Origin of the sequence: Nitrobacter sp. 62-23 (assembly GCF_001897285.1) — a bacterium.
Taxonomy (GTDB): Bacteria; Pseudomonadota; Alphaproteobacteria; order Rhizobiales; family Xanthobacteraceae; genus Nitrobacter.
On sequence record NZ_MKSM01000053.1, the window covers coordinates 1 to 1853 of the forward strand.

At 61.0% G+C, this 1853-nt stretch carries 2 protein-coding genes; both read left to right on the forward strand.

Annotation, left to right across the window (positions count from 1 at the left end; translation table 11 throughout):
* Positions 1 to 23: 23 nt before the first annotated feature.
* Positions 24 to 881: a cytochrome c oxidase subunit II gene (gene coxB / locus BGO16_RS04575; protein ID WP_292617412.1), complete on the forward strand. Its 858-nt coding sequence runs from the start codon at positions 24 to 26 to the stop codon at positions 879 to 881.
* A gap of 148 nt (positions 882 to 1029) precedes the next feature.
* The coding region (locus tag BGO16_RS04580; RefSeq protein WP_292617411.1) for a cbb3-type cytochrome c oxidase subunit I at positions 1030 to 1853 on the forward strand (824 nt) is incomplete at its 3' end.

Genomic DNA, 1853 nt, shown 5'->3' on the forward strand with positions numbered 1-1853 from the left:
TTATGACAAGGAGCGCGAGCGGCATGAAGATGTCGAATGGCCAGATTGGCCGCCGGTTTGGCCGCCGGTTTCTGGGATTGTTGTTTGGGTTTGCGGCGGCAGCCGCGGGTGGCTCAGCGTTTGCGGAGGAGGCCACTGGCCAGCCGCATGCCTGGGGGATTGATTTTCAGGCGGCGGCGTCTCCGGTGATGGAGAGCATTGCCCGGATGCATAGCGGGCTTCTGGTTGTGATCTCTGTGATCACGCTGTTTGTGACGGCGCTTCTTGTGATTGCGATGCTGCGTTTCAACGCGCGGGCCAATCCGGTGCCCTCGAAGACGACCCACAACACGATGATCGAGGTTGCGTGGACGATCATCCCGGTTCTGATCCTGGTCGGCATTGCGATCCCCTCGTTCCGCCTGCTGTTTGAACAGCTTGACATTCCGAAGGCGGACCTGACGATTAAGGCGACGGGCAAGCAGTGGTACTGGAGCTACACCTATCCGGACAACGGCAAGTTTGAGTTTGACTCGCTGATTGCGCAGGACAAGCAGCCCCGGATGCTGGCGGTTGACAACGAGCTGGTCGTTCCGGTGAACAAGGTGGTCGTGGTGCAGGTGACCGGGGCGGACGTCATTCATTCGTTTGGCGTTCCTGCGTTTGGGATCAAGATCGACGCGATACCGGGTCGCCTCAACGAGACCTGGTTCAAGGCCACCAAGACCGGGATGTTCTACGGCCAGTGTTCGGAGCTGTGCGGCCGGGATCACGCCTTCATGCCGATCGCGGTGCGGGTTGTGAGCGATCAGGACTTTACGGCCTGGGTTGAGACCGCGAAGAAGAAGTTTGCTTCGAATCCGGCGAACGCGGTGGCGTCGGCCGCCGACGTGATGCGCTAGGCGAGGGCGGCAGCCGCAAGGCTCACAAAGCCCACAAGGTTTCGCAAGCCCCGGGGCTGGTTCCCGGGGGTTGCAAGCCCCGAGGTTCGCAAAGCCCCGAGGTTCGAGGACTTCCAAGGTCCAGGGACGTAAACGACAGGATTTAACAATGGCAACCGCAGCATCTGCTCACGACCACGATCATGATGATCATGCGCACCATCCGACCGGGTGGCGGCGCTTTGCATATTCGACCAACCATAAAGACATCGGGACCATGTACCTGGTGTTCGCCATCGTTGCGGGGATCATCGGCGGCCTGATGTCGATGGGCATCCGGGCGGAACTGATGTATCCCGGGGTGCAGGTTTTCCATCCTGCGCACGAGTACAACGTGTTTGTGACGTCGCACGGCCTGATCATGATCTTCTTCATGGTGATGCCGGCGATGATCGGCGGCTTCGGCAACTGGTTCGTGCCGCTGATGATCGGGGCGCCCGACATGGCGTTTCCGCGCATGAACAACATCTCGTTCTGGCTGCTTCCGGCGGCGTTTGCGCTGCTGTTGCTGTCGACGGTGATGGAGGGCGAGCCGGGAGCGAGCGGCGCGGGCACGGGCTGGACGCTGTATGCGCCGTTGTCGACGAGCGGGCATCCGGGTCCGTCGGTGGACTTCGTGATCCTCTCGGTGCACTTGGCCGGCGCTTCCTCGATTCTGGGCGCGATCAACTTCATCACCACGATCTTCAACATGCGCGCGCCTGGCATGACCATGCACAAGATGCCGCTGTTTGTGTGGTCGATCCTGGTCACGGTGTTCCTGCTGTTGCTGTCGCTGCCGGTTCTGGCGGGCGCGATCACGATGCTTCTGACCGACCGCAACTTCGGCACCACGTTCTTCGCGGCTGACGGCGGCGGCGATCCGGTGCTGTTCCAGCATCTGTTCTGGTTCTTCGGTCATCCCGAGGTGTACATCCTGATTCTGCCGGGCTT